This window comes from Mesorhizobium sp. P2_A8, assembly GCF_056404935.1.
On the sequence record NZ_JBFUDB010000004.1, the window covers coordinates 432,360 to 452,329 of the forward strand.

Here is a 19,970-nt window from a genome sequence, read left to right on the forward strand (position 1 = left end):
GGTAGCCGACGCGCCCACATTTCGCCCAACGTGGTAAACAACGCGTTAACCAAACTTAAGAAGTTGCAAGGATGTTGGATGCCGGCCTGACGGTGCGGCATAAAGCTCGGCGCGCAGAACGCCCTTGCGTCATGAGGCGGCTATCGGTATAGAATTGACGTAAACGTAAAAGGCGCATCGAGCGTGCTGTTTGCGATTTGTTTGTTGAAACCACGACCGGAAGCAAGCCCCCGCTTCCAGTCAGGCGACGCACGGTCAAGGACCGCGACGCCACCAGACGGGGAAAGCCAGTGACCATGAAGCTTATCTCGGCCGGCGAGACCGCGGCCAATACCAACAATATGACTGTCGAAACCAGCGAGGACCTTGTCCGCATCGGCGAGATGGCCAAGAAATATGGAGTGACGCTGCGCACGCTGCGTTTCTATGAAGACAAGGGCCTGCTCAACCCGCAGCGCGACGGTTCGACCCGTCTCTACACGCGCCGCGACAAGGCCCGGCTGAAGCTGATCCTGCTTGGCCGCAAGGTCGGCTTCTCGCTGCGCGACGTCAAGCAGATGATGGACCTCTACGATCCGACCGGCTCCAACACCAAGCAGTTGCGGCTGGCGCTGGACAAGTCGGAAAAGCAGCTTGCCCGCCTGCAGAAGCAGCGGGCGCTGATCGATGACGCCATCAATGAACTGAGCGGCTCGATGTCGGCGGTGCGCCAGATGCTGGCTGATCGTTCGGCGCCGCAGGCGAGCGTCGCGGGTTAAGTCATCCGCTGATTGTCTGACTATCAAAGCCGCGTGGCCCTGCCGCGCGGCTTTTCGTTGTCTTGGCCACGCCCATGCAGCGCTGGCGTGTGCGACGTCGCACAGCTACGCTTCGCTGCACGCGGCGGGCGGGAAATCTTGTCGCATCGAAAAAATTGACGTTTACGCAAACGTCAATTTTTGCTATCCCGACCCCAACATAAGTCCGTATGCCGCCCCTGGCTGACTTGGGGGGCTTTCGGACCAGGTCTGCAGGGTGGAGAAAAAGCATGCCGACATACAGGGCCCCGGTCCAGGACACGCTGTTCGTGCTCAACGAGGTGCTGGGCTACCAGCGCTATTCGAACCTTCCCGGATTTGCCGATGCCACGCCCGATGTGCTGGAGGCCATCCTCGCCGAAGGCGCCAAGCTCGCCGAAAACGTCATGCATCCGCTGAACCGTGTCGGCGACATGGAAGGCTGCGTCCGCCATGACGACGGCTCGGTGACGACGCCGAAAGGCTTCAAGGAGGCTTTCGACCAGTATCGTGAGGGTGGCTGGATGGGTCTGGCCGCACCGGTCGAGTTCGGCGGCCAGGGCCTGCCCTACGCCGTGCACACCGCTGTCGCCGAATACATGGTGTCGGCCAACATGTCGCTGATGATGTATCCTGGCCTGACGCAAGGCGCGATCGCGGCGATCATCACCCACGGCACCGACGAGCAGAAAGCCCAATGGCTGCCGAAGATGGTCGAGGGTGCCTGGACCGGCACCATGAACCTGACCGAGCCGCATTGCGGTACCGATCTTGGCCTGCTGCGCACCAAGGCGGTGCCGAATGGCGACGGCACCTACAAGATTTCAGGCCAGAAGATATTCATCTCGGCCGGCGAGCACGACATGTCGGACAACATCGTCCATCTGGTGCTGGCCCGCATCGAAGGCGCGCCAGAAGGAGTCAAGGGCATCTCGCTGTTCATCGTGCCGAAGCTCAAGCTCGATGCATCGGGCAAGCCGGGCAAGAGGAACACCGTCTCCTGCGGTTCGATCGAGGAGAAGATGGGCATCCACGGCAATTCGACCTGCGTCATGAACTATGACGAGGCCGAAGGCACGCTGCTCGGCGAGGCCAATGGTGGCTTGAAGGCGATGTTCACGATGATGAACGAGGCGCGGCTCGGCGTCGGCCTGCAAGGGCTGTCCCTGTCGGAGATCGCCTATCAGAACGCCGTCGCCTACGCCAAGGACCGCTTGCAGGGCCGCTCGCTGTCGGGGCCGAAGGCGCCGGACAAGAAAGCCGACCCGATCATCGTCCATCCCGACATCCGCCGCAGCCTGATGACCATGAAGGCTTTCAACGAAGCAGGCCGCGCGCTGGCGCTGTGGACGGCGATCAAGTCCGACATCGCCCACCGCTCCGCTGACGACAAGGACCGCCAGGCCGCCGACGACTACACCGGCCTGATGACACCGGTGGTCAAGGGCGTGCTCACCGACAAGGGGTTCGACCACGCCGTCATGGCGCAGCAGGTGTTCGGCGGTCACGGCTATATCGAAGAACACGGCATGAGCCAGTTCGTGCGCGATGCCCGCATTGCCATGATCTATGAAGGCGCCAACGGCATCCAGGCGCTCGACCTCGTCGGCCGCAAGCTCGGTTTGAATGGCGGCCGCGCCGTGCAGGCCTTCTTCAAGGAGGTCGGCGAATTCTGCGAGGAAAACCGCTCCGACGAGAAGATGGCGCCCTTCACCAAGGCCCTGAAGAAGGGCCTCAACGATCTGCAGGCGGCGACCATGTGGCTGCTGCAGAACGGCATGGCCAAGCCCGACAATGCGGGCGCTGCCTCGACCGATTTCATGCATCTCTTCGGCCTTGTGGCGCTGGGTTATATGTGGGCGCAGATGGCGAAGGCGGCACTTGGCAAAACGGGCGCCAACGGTTCCCAGTCCTTCTACGACAACAAGGTTGTGACGGCGCGCTTCTTCATGGAGCGGATCATGCCGGAGACCGGCGCTCACCTCGCCCGCATTTCGAGCGGTGCCGATACGCTGATGGCTCTGCCGGCGGAAGCGTTCTAAGCTCGAACGCCGGCACCGCCGGTCCTGTCTGTCGATATGCGGAGGAAATCGTGGCGACAAATCCCGCCGAAGTGCTCTCTTTGCCGAAGCCCGCCTGGGCGGCGGATGAGGTCGGCATGCTCTACGACATGGCGCACCGCTTCATGTCGGAGGAGATCGCGCCGCGCTACGACGAATTCGAGAAGAACGAGATGGTCGACCGCGAGAGCTGGCGCAAGGCCGGCGCTGCCGGCCTGCTCTGCGCCTCGATGCCGGAGGAATATGGCGGCTCCGGCGGTACCTTCGCGCATGAGAGCGCCATCATCGAGGCCATCGGCCATGTCGGTGTCGACGGTTTCGGCATCGGCCTGCACAATTCGATCGTCGCCCCTTACGTCCTTCACTACGGTTCGGAAGAGCAGAAGAAGAAATGGCTGCCGAAGCTGGCGACCGGCGAACTGATCGGCGCCATCGCCATGACCGAGCCCGGTGCCGGCTCCGACCTGCAAGGCGTCAAGACGCGGGCCGAAAAGGATGGCAACCAGTACAAGATCAACGGCTCCAAGACCTTCATCACCAATGGCCAGCTTGCCAACTTCATCATCGTCGTCACCAAGACCGATCCGGAGAAGGGCGCCAAGGGCACCTCGCTGATCGTCGTCGAGACCGATGAGGTCGAAGGCTTCCAGCGCGGCCGCAACCTCGACAAGATCGGGCTGAAGGCCAACGACACCTCGGAGCTGTTCTTCAACGACATGCGCGTGCCGACCTCCAATCTGCTCGGCCATGAGGAAGGACAGGGCTTTGTCCAACTGATGCAGCAATTGCCGCAGGAGCGGCTGCAGATCGGCACCGGGGCGATCGCCATGATCGAGCGAGCGCTGGCGCTGACCATCGACTACGTCAAGGAACGCAAGGCGTTCGGCAAGGCGATCATCGAGTTCCAGAATACCCAGTTCAAGCTGGCCGAGCTGAAGACCGAAGCGACCATCGGCCGTGTCTTCTACAATGATTGTGTGACCCGCCACATCGCCGGCGGCCTCGATCCGGTGACCGCATCGATGGCCAAGTACTGGCTGTCCGACCTGCAGGGAAGGGTCGTCGATGAATGCCTTCAATTGCATGGCGGCTATGGCTACATGAATGAATATCCGATCGCCCGCATGTTCCGCGACGCTCGCGTCCAGCGCATCTACGGCGGCACCAACGAGATCATGAAATTGCTGATCGGACGCTCGCTCTGAGCTGCGTTCGATAAACCCAAGGAGCAAAAAAATGGCCGAAGCTTATGTCTATGATGCCGTGCGCACGCCGCGCGGCAAGGGCAAGAAGGACGGATCGCTGCACGAGGTGCCGGCGGTGCGGCTTGCTGCCAAGACACTCGAAGCGTTGCGCGACCGCAATGGGCTCGACACCGGCACAGTCGATGACATCATCTTCGGCTGCGTCGATCCGGTCGGCGAGGCGGGTTCGGTCATTCCGCGCGCCGCCGCTTTCGAGGCCGGCTATGACACCAAGGCGCCCGGCATGCAGATCTCGCGCTTCTGTGCGTCCGGCCTCGACGCCATCAATTTCGGCGCCGCCAAGATCGCGCAAGGCGCCGATGAGATCGTCATCGCCGGCGGCGTCGAATCGATGTCGCGCGTTGGCATGGGCGCCTCCGGCGGCGCCTGGTTCATGGATCCATCCGTCGGCCTGCCCGGCTGGTTCGTGCCGCAAGGCATCTCGGCCGACCTGATCGCCACCAAATACGGCTTCTCGCGCGACGACGTCGACGCCTATGCGGTCGAGAGCCAGAAGCGCGCGGCAAGATCCTGGGCCGATGGCCGTTTCAAGAATTCCGTCATTCCGATCAAGGACCAGAACGGCCTGACCATCCTCGACCATGACGAGCATATGCGCCCGTCAACCGACATGCAGTCGCTGGCCTCGCTCAACCCGTCCTTCGTCATGCCTGGCGAAATGGGCGGCTTCGATGCCGTTGCCGTGCAGAAGCACCCCGAGGTGGAAGAGGTCAACCACGTCCACCATGCCGGCAATTCGTCCGGCATCGTCGACGGCGCCGCCGCCGTGCTGCTCGGCTCGAAGAAGGCCGGCAAGGCGATGGGGCTGAAGCCGCGCGCCCGCATCCGCACCTTCGCCAACATCGGCTCCGAACCGGTGCTGATGCTGACCGGTCCGGTCGACGTCACCGAGAAGCTGTTGAAGCGCGCCAAGATGAAGCTGTCCGACATCGATCTGTTCGAGCTCAACGAGGCCTTCGCTTCTGTCGTGCTGCGCTACATGCAGGCTTTCGATATCGAGCACGACAAGATCAACGTCAACGGCGGCGCCATCGCCATGGGTCATCCGCTCGGCGCCACCGGCGCGATGATCTTCGGCACGGTGCTTGACGAACTCGAGCGCCGCGATTTGAACACCGCTTTGGTGACGTTGTGCATCGGTGCCGGCATGGGCACCGCAACGATCATCGAACGCGTCTGACGGGGAGAGAAGCGATGAGCTACACCAATTTCACCCTCGACATCGATACCGATGGCATCGCGCTGCTCACCTGGGACATGCCGGGCCGGTCGATGAATGTCTTCACCGAAGAGGCGATGCTGGAACTGAACGCCATCGTCGACAAGGTGGCGGGTGACGCCGCCATCAAGGGCGCAGTGATCACCTCCGGCAAGGACAGCTTCTCCGGCGGCGCCGACATCACCTTGCTTCAGAAGATGCTGACCACCTTCGCCGCCGAAAAGGAAAAGGATGTCGAAAAGGCCACCAGAGCGCTTTTCGACAATGCCGGCTATATGACCGGCCTGTTCCGCAAGCTTGAGACGTCGGGCAAGCCCTGGGTGTCGGCGATCAACGGCACCTGCATGGGCGGCGCCTTCGAATTGTCACTCGCTTGCCACGGCCGTGTCGCGGCCGATAGCGACAAGGTCAAGATGGCGCTTCCCGAGGTGAAGATCGGCATCTTCCCGGGCGCCGGCGGCACCCAGCGCGTGCCGCGGCTAACCGATCAGCAGCAGGCCCTGCAGATGCTGACCTCCGGTCAGACGCTGTCGCCGCAGAAGGCCAAGTCGATGGGCCTGATCCATGAGATCGCCGAGCCGGCCAGGCTGGTCGACACCGCCAAGGCGATGATCAGGAACGGCCTGAAGCCAGTGGCGCCGTGGGACGAGAAGGGCTTCAAGCTGCCCGGCGGTCCGATCTATTCAGTGGCGGGCGCCAATCTCTGGCCGCCGGCCATCGCCATCCTGCGTCGAGAGACCTATGGCAACTATCCTGCCGCTGCCGCGATCCTGAAATGCGTCTATGAAGGCCTGCTGGTGCCGTTCGACACCGGGCTGCGCATCGAGCAGCGCTATTTCACCGAGATCATGCAGACCAAGGAAGCGGCGGCGATGATCCGCTCGCTGTTCGTCTCGCTGCAGGAGCTGAACAAGGGCGCGCGTCGTCCGGCCGCAGTGCCGGAAACCAGGTTCAAGAAGATCGGCATTCTCGGCGCCGGCTTCATGGGCGCCGGCATTGCCTATGTCACCGCCAAGGCGGGTATTCCGGTGGTGCTGCTCGACCGTGACATGGAGTCGGCCGCCAAGGGCAAGGCGCATTCCGACAGCCTGGCCTCGGATCAGGTGAAGAAGGGCCGCGCCAAGCCCGAGGAGAAGGACAAGTTGCTGTCGCTGATCACGCCGACGGCCGACTATGCCGATCTCGCCGGCTGCGATCTGGTGGTCGAAGCGGTGTTCGAGGATTCCGCCGTCAAGAAGAGCGCCACCGAACAGGCGGAAGCCGTGCTGAAGCCGTCAGCGATCTTTGCGTCCAACACCTCGACCATCCCGATCTCGTCGCTGGCCAAGAATTCGGCGCGGCCGAAAAACTTCATCGGCATCCACTTCTTTTCGCCGGTCGACAAGATGATGCTGGTCGAGATCATTCTGGGCAAGAAGACCGGTGACAAGGCGTTGGCCACCGCGATCGACTTCGTCCGTGCCATCAAGAAGACGCCAATCGTCGTCAACGATACGCGCGGCTTCTACGTCAACCGCTGCGTGCTGCGCTACATGTCGGAAGCCTACAAGATGCTGATCGAAGGCGTACCTGCGCCAATGATCGAGAACGCGGCAAAGGCCGCCGGCATGCCGGTTGGCCCACTGGCGCTCACCGACGAAACGGCCATCGACCTCGCGCAGAAAATCATGAAGCAGACCATGCGCGATCTCGGCGACAAGGCCGTCGACCAGAAGCAGATGGCGCTGATCAACACCCTGGTCGATACCCATGGCCGCTTCGGCCGCAAGAACGGCAAGGGTTTTTACGACTATCCCGCCAAGCCGGCCAAGAAGAAGCTGTGGCCGGGGCTCAAGGACCTCTATCCGCAGCTGGCACCGGAGAAGGTCGATTACGAGGAGCTGCAGCAGCGGCTTCTGGTCACCATCGCGCTGGAAGCGGCGCGGGTGATGGAAGAGGGCATCGTCACCGATCCGCGCGAGGCCGATGTCGGCTCGATCCTGGCCTTCGGCTTCGCGCCCTACACCGGCGGCGCGCTGTCTTATATCGACGGCATCGGCGCCAAGGCATTCGTCAAGATCGCCAAGAGCCTGCAGAAGAAATACGGCGCCGAATTCAAGGCGCCCAGGCTGCTGCTCGACATGGCCGAGAAGGGCGAGACCTTCTACCAGCGCTTCGATCCCTACGCCAAGGGTGCCGTGAAGCAGGCGGCCTGACGCCAGCCGATGTATGTCTGGGCGTGACTACAGTGCCGCGCGTTCTTCGGCCGCGCAAAGCACGCCAGGGCGGGTTGCGCTGTTATGGCCGCACAGAGTTTTGTTGGCGATCCGGCCGCACCCGGTGGACATCGCGGCGGTGGCGCGTTAGACAGGAAGAGGCATTTTTTCCTGTTTAGAGGGAGAGCGAGATTGCTCTCGCATGACCGTGTCTGGGCTGCCATAGATGCTCTCGCCGAACGCTATTCGCTGTCGGCTTCGGGCCTGGCCCGGCGCGCGGGGCTCGATTCGACCGCCTTCAACAAGTCGAAACGTCTGTCGTCGGACGGCCGCCCGCGCTGGCCTTCGACCGAATCGCTGGCCAAGATCATCGAGGCGACGGGCGCTTCCCTCGACGAATTCACCGGCCTGATCGAAGGCCGCGCCGGATCCGTCCAGGCCGCATCGGTCGCCCGCATACGCTCCGTGCCGTTGCTCGGCTTTGCCCAGGCCGGCGCCGGCGGCTTCTTCGACGATGCGGGCTTTCCGGCCGGGCAGGGCTGGGATCTGGTTGAGCTGCCGGCGCAATCGACCGAGAGCTCCTATGCGCTGCAGGTGCAAGGTGATTCCATGCTCCCGCTCTACCGCAATGGCGACGTTCTCATCGTCGAGCCGGGCGCCGTCACCCGCAAGGGCGATCGCGTCGTCGTCAAGACCACCGCCGGCGAGGTGATGGCCAAGGTGCTCGAGCGCCAGACCGTCAAGTCGATTGCGCTGGTCTCGCTCAATCCCGATCATCCGGACCGCGACATTCCCATGCGCGATGTCGAATGGGTGGCGCGGATCGTCTGGGCAAGCCAGTAGGCCCGGCCGGTGCGGCTCCCTCATCTTGCCCTGGCGGTTCTGATGGTCCCTGTGATGGCGGCGATCGTCGTCGCTGGCGGTCGCGCGCTGAAAGGAAGCGAAAGTGTGATCACGGTGGATCAGGTTGATCCGGGCACCGATACGCTCCCGCAGGAGGGCGCCGGGACGGTGCCCGAAGAGCCGGTCACCTCAGCCATATCAACCCCGCAGCCGCCAAAGCCGGCGCCACATTCGAGGGCGATCGATCCCGAAACTATCGCGCCACCTGAACTGCCCGCCGAGGGACTTGAGCGTGTCGAGCCGCGCGCGCCGTTGAGCAAGCTGGCGCTGGCCGTGCCGCCCAAGCCGAAAATGCCCGACGACTGGAACGGGACAAAGCTGTTCCAGCCGGTTGCGCCGGCTGCCGGCCTGATCCAGGCGAAGGGCTATTCGGTCGCGGTTTCCGGCGTCGACGTCGTCAGGCAGGACGAGACCTGTAGCGATGACGGCAAATCCTGGCCGTGCGGCGTCCGGGCGCGGACAGCGTTCCGCGCCTTCCTGCGCGGTCGGGCGGTGGTCTGTACCGTGCCGCCCGAGGGCGGTCGCGACCTGATCGCCGCCGAATGCCGGATCGGCAAGCAGGATGTCGGCCAATGGTTGGTCGAGAACGGCTGGGCGCGGGCCGCCAAGGGTGGGCCCTATGTCGAGGCCGGCGACAAGGCCCGCACAGCGAAGAAAGGCATTTTTGGATTGGCGCCGAACCTGTCCGGCATGCCGGCGATGCCGGCCGCACCGAGCCCGGCGCCTCAGGCGCCGAGCTCGATCCTGGAAGAGGTCGACGGCGTGCTCAAGCCAACTGACCAGCCAGCGCCCGCTCAATGAGCGCCCGCGTCTCGGCAATGCCATAGAGCGCCGCGAACGAGCCGAAGCGCGGGCCGCGCTCCTGGCCGATCAGCACCTGGTAGATCATCTGGAAGAAGGCGCCCGATACGCCGGGCCCGCCTTCCGGGCTCTGTTTGGAATGATCCTGATAGCGTTCGATCCTGCGCGCGACGTTGAGCGAAGCGTTCTGGATCGCTTCGCCGTTGGCGTCTGCCGGCAGCGCGCCAAGCGCCGTGTCGAGGGCTGCCAGCGCTTCGCGCTCGACCTCGTCGGCCGGGCGGAAGGTTTTCGTCGGCTTCACGAAATCGTCGAAATAGCGGATCGCGTGGCCGACCAGCTGGTCGAGCTCGGGATGCGTCTTTGGCGTCACGCCTTGGGTATGGCGCGAAATGAAGCCCCACAGCACATCCTTGTTCTGCGCGTTGGAGGCGCTGACCAGATTGAGCAGCAGCGAGAACGGCACCGGCATGTCGATGGCAGGCGGGTTGCCGTCATGCATATGCCAGACCGGGTTGCCGAGCCGCTCCTTCCAGTCCTGCCTGATATAGGCGGCAAGGAAAGTGTAATACTCGTCCACCGCCCTCGGGATGACGTCGAAATACAGTTTCTTGGCCTGCCGCGGCCGCTGGTACATATAGAGCCCTAGGCTTTCTGTCGGCGCATAGGTCAGCCACTCGTCGATGGTCAACCCGTTGCCCTTCGACTTCGAGATCTTCTGGCCGTTCTCGTCCAGGAACAGTTCGTAGACGAAATGCTCCGGCGCGCGCCCGCCCAGAATGTTGCAGATGCGGTCATAGACCACCGCATTGGTCTGATGGTCCTTGCCGAACATCTCGAAATCGACGCCAAGCGCTGCCCAGCGCATGCCGAAATCCGGCTTCCACTGCAGCTTCACCCTGCCGCCGGTGATCGAAAGTGTGGTCTCGGTGCCCTCGTCGTCGAAGGTGACGGTGCCGGCCTTGGCGTCGACATGCTTCATCGGCACGTACAGCACGCGGCCGCTCTTCGGCGAAATCGGCAGGAACGGGCTGTAGGTCGCCTGCCGCTCGGGGCCGAGCGTTGGCAGCATCACCGCCATGATCTGGTCATAGCGTTCGGCCGCGCGCAGCAGCATCGTGTCGAAGCGGCCCGACTTGTAATATTGCGTCGCGCTGGCGAACTCGTAGTCGAAGCCGAACGTGTCTAGGAAGCGGCAAAGCATCGCGTTGTTGTGATCGGCAAAGCTCGCGTAGTCGCCGCCGAAAGGGTTGGGGACCGACGACAGCGGCTTGTGCAGGTGCTGCTCCAGCGCTGCGCGATCCGGCACGCTGTCGGGTATCTTGCGCATGCCGTCCATGTCGTCGGAAAAGCACAGCAGCTTGGTCGCAACCTTGTCCTGCGTCAGGACGCGGAAGGCATGCCGCACCATCGACGTGCGCGCCACCTCGCCGAAGGTGCCGATATGCGGCAGGCCGGACGGTCCGTAACCGGTCTCGAACAGGATTGTTTCGGGAAAGTCGGTGCCTTTGTAGCGTTCGATGATCTTCTTGGCTTCCTCGAACGGCCATGCCTTGCTCTCGGTCGCAGCCGCCAGCAGCTCGGGATTGAGATCGATGATGTTTGATCCCGCCATGTCACTGTTTTCCAAATCATTCGCCGGGCCAGATCATTCGAAGAGGGGCCGGAGCAGGGGTTTTCAACCGGTCTCTAGGCGTGCATCGCCGGAGCGTCAACGCGTGCAACGCTTTTTCCTTGCGGTGCAGATACTGCGTTCCTACTTTCGGAGCCCATTCAAGGAGAAAAGAATGTCGTTGCCGACGCCGCATGAAGCGCTGATCTACCTGATGGTCATCACCTCGGCCTCCGATCGCGACATGACCGATGTCGAACTGGCACGAATCGGCGAGGTCGTCCGCTCATGGCCGGTGTTCGAGGATTTCAACCACGACCGGCTGGTCGGCGTCGCCCAGGCTTGCCAGCAGATGCTGCTAGAAAAGGACGGGCTGGAAGGCGTTCTTGCGCGGGTTGCCGAGGTTCTGCCCGAGCGCTTGCGTGACACCGCCTATGCAGCCGCCTTCGAAGTGGCCGCCGTCGATCTCGAAATGCGCATGGAAGAAGTGCGGGTGCTGCAGCTCATCCGGCGTCAGCTCGATCTCGACACGCTGACTGTCGCTGCCATCGGCCGCGCCGCCAAGGCGCGGCTGCGTACTTTGACCTAGTCGGCTCTGTGTTCGCCTAGAAAAAACTGACCGGAAAATAGCGCAAATAGAATTCGGCGAACGTGCCTTTCATCGAGATCTCCTGCAGCGCGTAGTCGAGTGCTGCGGCCAACGCCGGGTCGTCCGCCCTGGTGGCGATGGCCATGCCCGACCCCAGGTATTCGGGCGCCAGATAAGGACCGCCGGCAAAGCGGCAGCAGCCCGCCGCGTCCGAGCCCCCAAGCCAGAAGGCCAGGCGCATGCCATCGCCGAAGGCGGCGTCGAGTTTGCCGGCCTTGAGATCGGCATAGAGATCTTCCGGCCTGTCGAAGGGGACGATCTGAACGGTGTTGAAATAGTCGCGCAGCATGCGCTCATGCGCCGAGCCGGCGACCACGCCGACACGCTTGCCGCGCAGCTTGTCGAAGACCGGTTCGACCAGCGCCTTGCTCTTCGGCACGACGAAGCGTGCCGGGAACTGCAGGTAGGAGCGTGAGAAGGCGTATGTCGAGCGCGATTCCGGTGTCGCGGCGATGCCGGCGATGATCGCCTCGCCTTCGCCTTTCTGCAGCGCAGTCTCCAGCTCGGCCCAGGGCAAGGCTTGGATCTGGCATTTGTCGACAATGCCGAGTTCGGCGCAGATGGCACGCGCCAGATCGATGTGAAAACCGGACAGCTTTCCTGTACCGTCGAGGAAATTGAAGGGCGGGAAATCCGTGGTGGTCAGGAATCGCAACCGGGGCAGCGCCGAAAGGTCCGGCTTCGGCAACCGCTCCTTGGCATCCCACAGCACCGGAACCTGCGGCTGGGCGGCGCGCGCGGCACCAGCGACCGACAGCGCTCCGACCAGCACCGACGCAAGAGCCAACCTCCAATGGAACGCCACGATATACTCCGCCGCAGTCGCGTTGGCAGGGTTTTGGTACGAAAATGACACAGGTACAATGCTTTTTGATTTCAAAGCGTCGATTTCAGGGTATGCTTTAGGGGGATTGCAAATAGCAGTGGCTGCCTTGGTGGGGGGACCAGGGTTGAGAACCACAACCGGAAACGAGCGCTTTGCAATCCGTGGACCGTGGCGAAATGCAAACCAGGCATGGACCATCGGTCTCAATGCATGAGGCAACATGGGGTTGATGTTGCGATGGGTCAGTTCGATCGCACGCTGGAATACATAGATCAGCTACAGCACGCCGGAACGGCGGCGGCAGTCTGTGAAAAGCTGCTGGGCATAACGTCGGATTTCGGCCTCACCGCGCTGATGGCGGGAACCGTGCCGCAGCCGGGCACGCCGGCCGGCCAGCAAAAGCAGCATGTGCTTCTCTGTGACTGGCCTGTTGAGTGGCTGGAGCGCTATGTCGCGCGCAACTATGTCGATCACGACCCGGTCGTCAGCCACATGAAGCAGTTGCAGGCGCCGTTCCAGTGGCGCGAAGCCTCGCAGGGCGGCCGCATCGACAAGGGCAGCGGCGAAGTGATGGGCGATGCCGGCGTGTTCAAGTTGCGCGACGGACTGGCCTTCCCGCTGATCACACTCGATGGCCAGATCGTCATGGTGTCGCTGGGCGGCGAGGCAGTCGAATTGTCGGCGGCCGAGTTCGGCCTGGTGTCGCTGGTGTCGACCTATGCGGTCGGCCGCGCCATGCAGCTCCACACGATGGCGGACAAGACCATCGATCATATCGTATTGACGCCGCGCGAACGCGAATGCCTGCAATGGGCCGCCGTCGGCAAGTCCGAATGGGAGATTTCGCAAATCCTCGGCATCTCCGAACACACCTCGGAGAAACATCTTCTTAACGCCAAAAGCAAACTTGGTGCCGTCAACCGGGTGCAGGCCGTCGCGGAAGCGATAAGGCGCGGCTACATTAGTTAGGTCGGCCGTGCCGGCCTAGCAATTCTAACCTACGCGATCACGCACTTTTCTCATCGAAGCACGGCCGTATCTTCCTCTGGAACCAGGAGATGACGGTATGCTTTTTTCTCTTTCAACCCAAGAATTGATGGAACGTCCAGACCTTTGGGAGGCCGTCCATCGCCTGCGCTACAAGATATTCGTCGAGGAGATGGGATGGGATGATCTCAGGCGCCCCGACGGGCTCGAATGCGATCAGTTCGATCATGACGAAGCCGTCCATCAAATCGTCATCAGGGGCAGTGAAGTCGCAGGCTACCAGAGGCTCTTGCCGACGACACGCGGGCATCTTCTGACCGAGGTGCTGACCGATCTCTTTGAGGGAACGCCACCCTCCGGACCGAGCATCTACGAGTTGACCCGTTATGCGGTCGCTCCCGGTTACCGCGATGGCCGTCGCGGTGTGTCGACTGTCGGCACCGAGCTGATTGCCGGCTTCGTCGAGTGGGGGCTGAAGCGCGACGTCAACCAGATGATCATCGAGTTCGAGCCGATGTGGGTGCTGCGTGCATTGCAGCTGCATTTTCTGGCGACGCCGCTGGGCTATCAGCGCACCTATGGCAACCAGCAGGTCGTCGCCACCCTGCTTACCTTCAACGAGCACACGCTCGATGTGGTGCGTTCGCGCCGCAATCATTTTGCCCCCGTGCTTGCCAGGGGATATCCCGACATGCTCGGACAGAGGCGCGCGTCATGAGATCGGAGGCAGTCATGGGCGCACACCCGCAACCCGAACTCCGCAACCACACGCTGATCGTCACCGTGTCCTCAAATGACGGCCGGCCGGTGCTGGACAGGAGAGCCTACGAAAGCCTGGCGAAGACCTTCCACGAAGCCGCCGACAATGAGGAGGTCCGCGTCGTCGTGCTGCGCGGCCTGGCAGGCTGCTTCTGTCTCGGCGGCGATTTCTCCGAATTCCTCGACGCCACCAAGCACCAGAAACTGATCGCCGCCGTCACCGATCTGTTCCGCACGCTGGCGACGTTTCCGAAGCCCATCCTTGCCTGCGTCGATGGCGATGCCGTCGGCGTCGGTTGCACGATCCTGTTCCATTGCGACATGGTGATTGCGTCCGATCAAAGCACGTTCCGGGTCCCGTTCGTCGATTTCGGCCTGGTGCCGGATGCGGCGACCAGCATCCTGGCGCCGCAGAAGCTCGGTTATGCCGGTGCTTTCCGCTTCTTCTGCCTCGGCGACACGCTTCGCGCCGAGGACGCAAGGGCGCTCGGCCTCGTCGCCGAGATCGTGCCGGGAGGCAGCGTCGAGGAAGCGGCCCTCGGCAGGGCGAGACAGCTTGTCAAGAAGCCGGTCGCCGCCTTGCTTCAGACACGCGGCCTGCTCAAGGGCAACACCGGCGCCCTGTGCGACCGCATCGACCAGGAGATTTCGCTCTTCCAGCAGGCGCTGCAGGATGACACCACGCTGCGTCGCCTGCAGCGCATTGCCCGGCTGGTAGCTTAGGAGCCGCGAGAAAAAAGCATCGCCGCGCGGCCTCTGGCTGCGCGGCGCAAAAGCGTCAGTCTTTCAAAAATGACGGCCCTTCGCCGATGATCTTCTTGTCTTCCTTGCCGATAATTTCGAGATCGCGGCCGTCATAGGGCAGCGACAACAAGATGCGCCGCATCACCGCCAGCCGCGCGCGGCGCTTGTCGTTGGCCCGTATGATGATCCACGGCGCGAACTCCTTGTGGGTGCGCTCGAACATGGTGTCGCGGACCTTGGTGTAGTCGTCCCATTTGGTGATACCGGCAATGTCGATTGGCGAAAACTTCCAGCTCTTCAGCGGACTGTAGCGGCGATCGTGGAAGCGCTCGAGCTGCGTTTCCCGGCCGATGTTCAGCCAGAACTTGAAGAAGTGGATGCCCTCGTTGGAGATCATCCGTTCGAAATGCGGCGTCTCGTCGAGAAACTGTTCGTGCTGCTTCGGCGTGCAGAAACCCATCACCGGCTCGACACCGGCACGGTTGTACCAGGAGCGGTCGAATGTGACGAATTCGCCCGATGTCGGGAAATGGGAGACATAACGCTGGAAGTACCACTGCCCCTGCTCGGTCGGGGTCGGCTTGGTCAGTGCAACATTGCGCGCGGTACGAGGGTTCAGATATTGGCGCACCACAAAGATGGTGCCGCCCTTGCCGGCGGCGTCGCGGCCCTCGAACAGCGCCATTACCCGTTTGCCGGTCGCCTGCAGCCACGCCTGCGCCTTGACCAGTTCGATCTGCAATTTCTCGAGCGTCTCGTCATAGTCGTCGCTCTTCATCTTCTTGTCGTAGGGATAGTCGCCGGCGGTCAGCTTGTTGTCCTCGACCCAGTCGGGAAGCACGGGATTTTCGATATCGAACTCCCGCTCCTTGCCGTCGATCCTGATCTTCAGCGGACCCGACGACGGCGCGGCGGGAGTTTCCTTGGTTTTTTTCATCGAGACCAACCCCTTTCCTGCTTCCGGACTCATGCTATTGGGAGCCTCCGGAGCGGTCCAGCGGAAGTTTCCTTCAACCGTGCGACCGGTGTGAAGACGTGGGGTGCGGGCGCGCGAGCGAATGGCTGACCTGGACGCAGAGCAGAAAGGCATCGGGCAAGCCCTGGCCGTCCGGCTGTGGAACAGCCGCTGGCTGCTGACCGCCGGTGTCGTCGCGGTCCTCGCTGTTTATGCTTTGGCGGCGATATCCGCCTATGTCGTCCTTGCGGCGCTGGCGCTGCTGCTTGCAGCGGCAATGCTGCCGGCCACCGGCACGCGCCAATCAGCCGAGAATGGCTCAGCGATCGAGGCAATCGGTCTGCAACGGCTCTCCGGCGAATATCTTGCCGCCGCCGTCGCCGACCCGCTGATCATCTTCGACCGGACCGCCACCATCGTCCATGCCAATGCCGCCGCTTTTGCCGCCTTCGGCGGGATCGCACCTGGCATGTCGCTGCCGCTAAAATTCCGGGCACCGGAAATGCAGGCTCTGCTGGACGGCGTGCTGTCGGGCGATGTCGCCTCCGACGTCGTCGACTATGCGGAGAAGCTGCCGGTCGAACGGGCATACCGGGTGAGCGTGTCCTCGGTCGGCCATGGCACCGATCTCTACGTGCTGGTGTTCAAGGATCAGAGCGAAGCGCGCAGGATCGACCGCATGCGCGCCGACTTCATCGCCAATGCCAGCCACGAACTGCGCACGCCGCTCGCCTCGATCTCCGGCTTCATCGAAACGCTGCGCGGACCGGCCCGCAACGACCCGGCGGCCCGCGACCAGTTCCTGCAGATCATGCAGAGCCAGACCGGTCGCATGGCGCGTCTGATCGACGATTTGTTGTCGCTGTCGCGGCTCGAGATGAAGCCCTATCTGAAGCCGGGAACCGAGGTCGACCTGCGCGAGACAGTCGACAGCGTCATCGATTCGCTCGGGCCGCTGGCCAGCGAAAACAGCGTTGCCATCGAGCGGGACTACGCCGACGGGCCGTTAGATGTGCCGGGGGATCGCGACGAGCTGTTCCAGGTTTTCGAGAACCTGCTGGAAAACGCCTGCAAATACGGCCAATCGGGCGGGCGCGTCGTGGTGTCGATCGCACACAGCGATGCCGGCCCGCAGCCGGGCATCGACGTGACCATCAGGGACTTTGGCCCCGGAATTCCCGAGGAGCACATTCCGCGTATCACCGAGCGCTTCTATCGCGTCGATGTCGAGACCAGCCGCACCCAGAAGGGCACCGGTCTTGGTCTGTCGATCGTCAAGCATATCCTGACACGCCACAACGCTCGGCTTTCGATCAAGTCCGATGTCGGCAAGGGCGCTGCCTTCTCGGTTCATTTGCCGACGCACTGATACCGCCCTAGTTTCCACGGGACGGTTTCTTTTTTCTGTCATCCGGCTAGCGTATCAGCGGGGATTCGAGGAAACGACTCAAGTCAAAACAGCCGTGGGAAGGCATTCGTCCATGCAGTCCGTGCATACTGTCAGCGCCTATGACGAGGAGTTGAAATATCTGTCGAAACGGATCGCGGCGATGGGCGGCCATGCCGAGCGTATGGTCGAACAAGCGATAGCCGCCCTCGTCAATGCCGACCCCGGCCTCGCCCAGAAGGTCATCCGCGACGATGCCGTGCTGGATGAAGGGCAACGCGAAATCGACGACAAGGCGATCATCATCATCGCCAAGCGCCAGCCGATGGCGACGGACCTGCGCGAGATCGTCGGCGCCATCCGCATCTCGGCCGACCTCGAACGGGTCGGCGACCTCGGCAAGAACGTTGCCAAGCGGGTCGTCGCCGTCACCGATGGCCGCCAGCCGACCAGCCTGTTCCGCGGCCTCGAGGCCCTGGCCAACCTGGCGTTGACCCAGCTCAAGGAAGTGCTCGACGTCTACGCATCGCGCTCGGTCGACAAGATCGGCTTCGTGCGCGACCGCGATGACCAGATCGACGCCATGTACACATCGCTGTTTCGCGAATTGCTGACCTACATGATGGAAGATCCGCGCAACATCACGCCGTGCACGCATCTGCTGTTTTGCGCCAAGAACATCGAGCGGATCGGCGATCACGCCACCAACATCGCCGAGACCATCTACTATATCGTCACCGGGGAACAGATGCCGGCCGAGCGGCCGAAGGGCGACAAGACCGACAAGATCACCATGTCCTCGACACCGCCGGTTAATTGAACGGTCGTGCTCTCGAAGGGTCGGCCGAATTGCGCTAAGCTTTCCAGGCTTTCCTGTATCCTCGTCCGTGGATTTGTTTCGGGAGGTCGTGATGGAAAATGTTCGGAACCTGACCCCGGCGCCTGCGCCGACAGCCGGCATTATCGCTTGCAGCGTCTATACGGCCGGGCGTCGCATCGCCGACATTTCCATCGAGGAAGCCGGCGAATGGGCAAAGAAATCCGGTCACGTCGTCTGGATTGGCCTGCTCGAGCCCGACCGCAACCTGCTGCTGCGCGTCCAGGCACAGTTTCACCTGCATGAGCTGGCGATCGAGGATGCCGAGCACCCGCATCAGCGCCCGAAGATCGAGCAATATGGCGACGCCTTGTTCATCGTCGCCCGCACCGCGCAGCTGATCGACGGCCGGGTCACCTTCGGCGAGACCCATTTGTTCGTCGGCAGCGGCTACATCGTCAGCGTCAGGCACGGCCCGTCCACCTCCTATGCCGCCGTTCGTCAGCATTGGGAAAGCTGTCCCCATTCGCTGGCCAAGGGCGAGGACTTCGTCCTCTATGCCATTCTCGATTTCATCGTCGACAACTACATGCCCGTCCTCGAGCAGATCGAGGACGAGGTCGAGGCGATCGAGGACAGGGTTCTGCTGAAACCGATGACCGGCCCCGACATCGAGCGGCTCTATATGCTGCGCCGCGATCTTTTGCGCCTGCGCAATGCGGCGCTTCCGCTGGTCGAAGTCTGCCGCCGGCTGACCAGCGCCGAGCTGCCGCAGATCCATACGGCCATGCATCCGCTGTTTCGAGACGTGACCGACCATATCCGCACGGTGCAGGAAAAGATCGACAGCCTGCGCGAGGTGCTGGCGTTTGCATTCGAGGCCAGCCTTCTGGTCGGCCAGAGCCAGGAAACGGCGAACACCAAGAAGCTCGCCTCATGGGCCGCCATCCTGGCGGTGCCGACGGCGCTCGCTGGCATCTACGGCATGAATTTCGACGACATGCCGGAACTGAAGATGGAATACGGCTATCCGGTGGTGCTGGCCACGATCGCGCTGATCTGCGCGTTTCTCTACTGGCGTTTTCGCAAGAACGGCTGGTTGTGAAAGAGGGCGAATAGCGAATAGGGGAAACAGGATTGCCGCCCTCGCGGAGGCTCGATCAGTTTCTATTCGCTATTCGCTATTCGCTTAGCGACTCCGCCGCCGCTCCGATGCCGGCTGGAAAGCCAAGCGGGCGTGGTACTTGCAGTAGGGTCCGGTTTCGGCGGCATCGTTGCCGCAGAAATGGAAGTCCTCCGAAAGCGGATCGCCGTTCGGCCATTTGCAGGTCCGCTCGGTCAGTTCGACGAGCTGCAGATGCCGTGAGATCGGTACCACGACATTCTCGACCGGGCGGATGTAGTGGTGGCGCGCCACCGGTTCGGCGTCGAACTGCGTCTGCAAGGCCGTGGAGCCGATCGATGACGTGACATGACGGACCGCGCTTGCGGCGCGCGACACGGATTTCTGAACGGTCGATCCTTGCGCCGCCTTCTTCTGGCGTGCCGGCGTGGCGGTCGAACGTCCGCGGCCCGACAGTTTCAGCCGGTGCACCTTGCCGATGACCGCATTGCGGCTGACCCCTCCAAGCTGCGCAGCAATCTGGCTTGCGCTCAGACCCTCCGACCACAGTTTTCTGAGAAGTTCTACCCGCTCGTCAGTCCAGTTCATGAGACCGCGCTCCTCTAAGCGTGCGGCAATCGGAATCCACTCCCGACCCGACAACATTTGCCGGGGCAGACACCACATATATCTGGTGATTAGGTCCGCCGCACGAAATCTAGTTATTTCTCGACTACAACTACTCTATGCGCTGACTCGGTGACAAGAGTCCCAGGTGCAACACGAATCGGTTTTTTCGGTTTTCCCCAACTTGCCCGGTCGCTCGTGAGCCGGCGCTGCGTTGGAGGGCTTGTTGCGCGCCACTACGCGACGTTTTCGTTGACTTCATGGCCGAAAAACACGATAAGCCGCAAAG

General features: G+C 62.5%; 18 protein-coding genes. 14 read left to right on the forward strand and 4 right to left on the reverse strand.

The window, feature by feature from the left end; genetic code table 11:
- Positions 1–296: 296 nt before the first annotated feature.
- From AC1D10_RS14530 to AC1D10_RS14560, 7 genes are all read left to right on the forward strand, one after another.
- Complete coding sequence (locus tag AC1D10_RS14530) at positions 297–758, forward strand: MerR family transcriptional regulator (RefSeq protein WP_477273113.1); 462 nt, start codon at positions 297–299, stop codon at positions 756–758.
- Between the two features lie 269 nt (positions 759–1,027).
- Positions 1,028–2,818 (forward strand): acyl-CoA dehydrogenase, encoded by a 1,791-nt coding sequence (locus AC1D10_RS14535; RefSeq protein ID WP_477272793.1) that lies wholly within the window; start codon positions 1,028–1,030, stop codon positions 2,816–2,818.
- A gap of 50 nt (positions 2,819–2,868) precedes the next feature.
- The gene (locus AC1D10_RS14540) at positions 2,869–4,041 is read left to right on the forward strand and encodes an acyl-CoA dehydrogenase family protein (RefSeq protein ID WP_477272795.1); all 1,173 of its coding nucleotides are present in this window, start codon (positions 2,869–2,871) and stop codon (positions 4,039–4,041) included.
- A 31-nt stretch (positions 4,042–4,072) separates the two neighbouring features.
- Positions 4,073–5,281, forward strand: coding sequence for an acetyl-CoA C-acetyltransferase (locus AC1D10_RS14545; RefSeq protein WP_477272797.1), 1,209 nt, complete (start codon positions 4,073–4,075; stop codon positions 5,279–5,281).
- Positions 5,282–5,295: 14 nt separating this feature from the next.
- A complete protein-coding gene (locus AC1D10_RS14550; RefSeq protein ID WP_477272799.1) occupies positions 5,296–7,515 on the forward strand; it encodes a 3-hydroxyacyl-CoA dehydrogenase NAD-binding domain-containing protein in 2,220 nt (739 codons plus the stop codon).
- A 192-nt stretch (positions 7,516–7,707) separates the two neighbouring features.
- Positions 7,708–8,358, forward strand: a complete 651-nt coding sequence (locus AC1D10_RS14555) for a S24 family peptidase (RefSeq protein WP_477272802.1) — start codon at positions 7,708–7,710, stop codon at positions 8,356–8,358.
- Positions 8,359–8,367: 9 nt separating this feature from the next.
- Positions 8,368–9,219, forward strand: coding sequence for a thermonuclease family protein (locus AC1D10_RS14560; RefSeq protein ID WP_477272804.1), 852 nt, complete (start codon positions 8,368–8,370; stop codon positions 9,217–9,219).
- Here the strand turns inward: AC1D10_RS14560 and AC1D10_RS14565 are convergent.
- Positions 9,185–10,831 (reverse strand): lysine--tRNA ligase, encoded by a 1,647-nt coding sequence (locus AC1D10_RS14565; RefSeq protein ID WP_477272806.1) that lies wholly within the window; start codon positions 10,829–10,831, stop codon positions 9,185–9,187. The genes AC1D10_RS14560 and AC1D10_RS14565 overlap by 35 nt on opposite strands.
- A 172-nt stretch (positions 10,832–11,003) precedes the next feature.
- Between AC1D10_RS14565 and AC1D10_RS14570 the strand changes: the two genes are divergently transcribed.
- The gene (locus AC1D10_RS14570) at positions 11,004–11,417 is read left to right on the forward strand and encodes a tellurite resistance TerB family protein (protein WP_477272808.1); all 414 of its coding nucleotides are present in this window, start codon (positions 11,004–11,006) and stop codon (positions 11,415–11,417) included.
- Positions 11,418–11,433: 16 nt separating this feature from the next.
- Here AC1D10_RS14570 and AC1D10_RS14575 read toward each other — a convergent pair whose 3' ends face one another.
- Positions 11,434–12,282: a transporter substrate-binding domain-containing protein gene (locus AC1D10_RS14575; protein WP_477272810.1), complete on the reverse strand. Its 849-nt coding sequence runs from the start codon at positions 12,280–12,282 to the stop codon at positions 11,434–11,436.
- Between the two features lie 258 nt (positions 12,283–12,540).
- On the opposite strand from AC1D10_RS14575, the gene AC1D10_RS14580 reads away from it, so the two are divergent.
- From AC1D10_RS14580 to AC1D10_RS14590, 3 genes are all read left to right on the forward strand, one after another.
- Positions 12,541–13,272 carry a helix-turn-helix transcriptional regulator gene (locus tag AC1D10_RS14580; protein ID WP_477272812.1) on the forward strand — a complete coding sequence of 244 codons (732 nt, stop codon included), beginning with the start codon at positions 12,541–12,543 and terminating at the stop codon, positions 13,270–13,272.
- A 97-nt stretch (positions 13,273–13,369) separates the two neighbouring features.
- Positions 13,370–14,008, forward strand: a complete 639-nt coding sequence (locus AC1D10_RS14585; RefSeq protein ID WP_477272814.1) for an acyl-homoserine-lactone synthase — start codon at positions 13,370–13,372, stop codon at positions 14,006–14,008.
- 14 nt (positions 14,009–14,022) lie between these two features.
- The gene (locus AC1D10_RS14590; protein WP_477272816.1) at positions 14,023–14,772 is read left to right on the forward strand and encodes an enoyl-CoA hydratase-related protein; all 750 of its coding nucleotides are present in this window, start codon (positions 14,023–14,025) and stop codon (positions 14,770–14,772) included.
- A 55-nt stretch (positions 14,773–14,827) separates the two neighbouring features.
- Here the strand turns inward: AC1D10_RS14590 and ppk2 are convergent, their stop codons facing one another.
- Complete coding sequence (gene ppk2 / locus AC1D10_RS14595; protein WP_477272818.1) at positions 14,828–15,730, reverse strand: polyphosphate kinase 2; 903 nt, start codon at positions 15,728–15,730, stop codon at positions 14,828–14,830.
- A gap of 121 nt (positions 15,731–15,851) precedes the next feature.
- Between ppk2 and AC1D10_RS14600 the strand changes: the two genes are divergently transcribed.
- The 3 genes from AC1D10_RS14600 to AC1D10_RS14610 all read left to right on the forward strand — a co-directional run bounded on the left by AC1D10_RS14600 (position 15,852) and on the right by AC1D10_RS14610 (position 19,057).
- Complete coding sequence (locus tag AC1D10_RS14600) at positions 15,852–17,117, forward strand: ATP-binding protein (RefSeq protein ID WP_477272820.1); 1,266 nt, start codon at positions 15,852–15,854, stop codon at positions 17,115–17,117.
- Positions 17,118–17,229: 112 nt separating this feature from the next.
- Positions 17,230–17,955, forward strand: coding sequence for a phosphate signaling complex protein PhoU (gene phoU / locus AC1D10_RS14605; RefSeq protein ID WP_477272822.1), 726 nt, complete (start codon positions 17,230–17,232; stop codon positions 17,953–17,955).
- 91 nt (positions 17,956–18,046) lie between these two features.
- Positions 18,047–19,057: a magnesium and cobalt transport protein CorA gene (locus AC1D10_RS14610; protein WP_477272824.1), complete on the forward strand. Its 1,011-nt coding sequence runs from the start codon at positions 18,047–18,049 to the stop codon at positions 19,055–19,057.
- Between the two features lie 84 nt (positions 19,058–19,141).
- On the opposite strand, the gene AC1D10_RS14615 is transcribed toward AC1D10_RS14610, so the two are convergent.
- A complete protein-coding gene (locus tag AC1D10_RS14615) occupies positions 19,142–19,663 on the reverse strand; it encodes a GcrA family cell cycle regulator (RefSeq protein WP_477272826.1) in 522 nt (173 codons plus the stop codon).
- Positions 19,664–19,970: the final 307 nt, after the last annotated feature.

Coding starts and splice junctions, on each gene's coding strand:
- AC1D10_RS14530 (WP_477273113.1), top strand. CDS start 297: ATGAAGCTTATCTCGGCCGGCGAGACCGCGGCCAATACCAACAATATG.
- AC1D10_RS14535 (WP_477272793.1), top strand. CDS start 1,028: ATGCCGACATACAGGGCCCCGGTCCAGGACACGCTGTTCGTGCTCAAC.
- AC1D10_RS14545 (WP_477272797.1), top strand. CDS start 4,073: ATGGCCGAAGCTTATGTCTATGATGCCGTGCGCACGCCGCGCGGCAAG.
- AC1D10_RS14550 (WP_477272799.1), top strand. CDS start 5,296: ATGAGCTACACCAATTTCACCCTCGACATCGATACCGATGGCATCGCG.
- AC1D10_RS14565 (WP_477272806.1), bottom strand. CDS start 10,831: ATGGCGGGATCAAACATCATCGATCTCAATCCCGAGCTGCTGGCGGCT.
- AC1D10_RS14570 (WP_477272808.1), top strand. CDS start 11,004: ATGTCGTTGCCGACGCCGCATGAAGCGCTGATCTACCTGATGGTCATC.
- AC1D10_RS14580 (WP_477272812.1), top strand. CDS start 12,541: ATGGGTCAGTTCGATCGCACGCTGGAATACATAGATCAGCTACAGCAC.
- AC1D10_RS14585 (WP_477272814.1), top strand. CDS start 13,370: ATGCTTTTTTCTCTTTCAACCCAAGAATTGATGGAACGTCCAGACCTT.
- AC1D10_RS14590 (WP_477272816.1), top strand. CDS start 14,023: ATGGGCGCACACCCGCAACCCGAACTCCGCAACCACACGCTGATCGTC.
- ppk2 (WP_477272818.1), bottom strand. CDS start 15,730: ATGAAAAAAACCAAGGAAACTCCCGCCGCGCCGTCGTCGGGTCCGCTG.
- AC1D10_RS14600 (WP_477272820.1), top strand. CDS start 15,852: ATGGCTGACCTGGACGCAGAGCAGAAAGGCATCGGGCAAGCCCTGGCC.
- phoU (WP_477272822.1), top strand. CDS start 17,230: ATGCAGTCCGTGCATACTGTCAGCGCCTATGACGAGGAGTTGAAATAT.
- AC1D10_RS14610 (WP_477272824.1), top strand. CDS start 18,047: ATGGAAAATGTTCGGAACCTGACCCCGGCGCCTGCGCCGACAGCCGGC.
- AC1D10_RS14615 (WP_477272826.1), bottom strand. CDS start 19,663: ATGAACTGGACTGACGAGCGGGTAGAACTTCTCAGAAAACTGTGGTCG.